This window comes from Bacillus sp. B1-WWTP-T-0.5-Post-4, assembly GCF_009183795.1.
Taxonomy (GTDB): Bacteria; Bacillota; Bacilli; order Bacillales; family Bacillaceae_G; genus Bacillus_A; species Bacillus_A cereus.
Map to the genome: position 1 here is coordinate 2,501 of NZ_WEIJ01000029.1, position 1,908 is coordinate 4,408.

Sequence of the window (1,908 nt, forward strand, 5' to 3'; positions counted from 1 at the left end):
GGAAACAGCCCAGACCGCCAGCTAAGGTCCCAAAGTGTGTATTAAGTGGAAAAGGATGTGGAGTTGCTTAGACAACTAGGATGTTGGCTTAGAAGCAGCCACCATTTAAAGAGTGCGTAATAGCTCACTAGTCGAGTGACTCTGCGCCGAAAATGTACCGGGGCTAAATACACCACCGAAGCTGCGGATTGATACCAATGGTATCAGTGGTAGGGGAGCGTTCTAAGGACAGTGAAGTCAGACCGGAAGGACTGGTGGAGTGCTTAGAAGTGAGAATGCCGGTATGAGTAGCGAAAGACGGGTGAGAATCCCGTCCACCGAATGCCTAAGGTTTCCTGAGGAAGGCTCGTCCGCTCAGGGTTAGTCAGGACCTAAGCCGAGGCCGACAGGCGTAGGCGATGGACAACAGGTTGATATTCCTGTACCACCTCTTTATCGTTTGAGCAATGGAGGGACGCAGAAGGATAGAAGAAGCGTGCGATTGGTTGTGCACGTCCAAGCAGTTAGGCTGATAAGTAGGCAAATCCGCTTATCGTAAAGGCTGAGCTGTGATGGGGAAGCTCCTTATGGAGCGAAGTCTTTGATTCCCCGCTGCCAAGAAAAGCTTCTAGCGAGATAAAAGGTGCCTGTACCGCAAACCGACACAGGTAGGCGAGGAGAGAATCCTAAGGTGTGCGAGAGAACTCTGGTTAAGGAACTCGGCAAAATGACCCCGTAACTTCGGGAGAAGGGGTGCTTTCTTAACGGAAAGCCGCAGTGAATAGGCCCAAGCGACTGTTTAGCAAAAACACAGCTCTCTGCGAAGCCGTAAGGCGAAGTATAGGGGGTGACACCTGCCCGGTGCTGGAAGGTTAAGGAGAGGGGTTAGCGTAAGCGAAGCTCTGAACTGAAGCCCCAGTAAACGGCGGCCGTAACTATAACGGTCCTAAGGTAGCGAAATTCCTTGTCGGGTAAGTTCCGACCCGCACGAAAGGTGTAACGATTTGGGCACTGTCTCAACCAGAGACTCGGTGAAATTATAGTACCTGTGAAGATGCAGGTTACCCGCGACAGGACGGAAAGACCCCGTGGAGCTTTACTGTAGCCTGATATTGAATTTTGGTACAGTTTGTACAGGATAGGCGGGAGCCATTGAAACCGGAGCGCTAGCTTCGGTGGAGGCGCTGGTGGGATACCGCCCTGACTGTATTGAAATTCTAACCTACGGGTCTTATCGACCCGGGAGACAGTGTCAGGTGGGCAGTTTGACTGGGGCGGTCGCCTCCTAAAGTGTAACGGAGGCGCCCAAAGGTTCCCTCAGAATGGTTGGAAATCATTCGTAGAGTGCAAAGGCATAAGGGAGCTTGACTGCGAGACCTACAAGTCGAGCAGGGACGAAAGTCGGGCTTAGTGATCCGGTGGTTCCGCATGGAAGGGCCATCGCTCAACGGATAAAAGCTACCCCGGGGATAACAGGCTTATCTCCCCCAAGAGTCCACATCGACGGGGAGGTTTGGCACCTCGATGTCGGCTCATCGCATCCTGGGGCTGTAGTCGGTCCCAAGGGTTGGGCTGTTCGCCCATTAAAGCGGTACGCGAGCTGGGTTCAGAACGTCGTGAGACAGTTCGGTCCCTATCCGTCGTGGGCGTAGGAAATTTGAGAGGAGCTGTCCTTAGTACGAGAGGACCGGGATGGACGCACCGCTGGTGTACCAGTTGTTCTGCCAAGGGCATAGCTGGGTAGCTATGTGCGGAAGGGATAAGTGCTGAAAGCATCTAAGCATGAAGCCCCCCTCAAGATGAGATTTCCCATAGCGTAAGCTAGTAAGATCCCTGAAAGATGATCAGGTTGATAGGTTCGAGGTGGAAGCATGGTGACATGTGGAGCTGACGAATACTAATAGATCGAGGACTTAACCATATAATATG

The 1,908-nt window shown here is 52.5% G+C and carries 1 rRNA gene (running past one end of the window); it reads left to right on the forward strand.

Annotation, left to right across the window (positions count from 1 at the left end):
* Nucleotides 1–1,900: ribosomal RNA gene (locus GBN91_RS28430) — 23S ribosomal RNA — on the forward strand (it extends 1,022 nt beyond the left edge of the window).
* Nucleotides 1,901–1,908 lie beyond the last annotated feature (8 nt).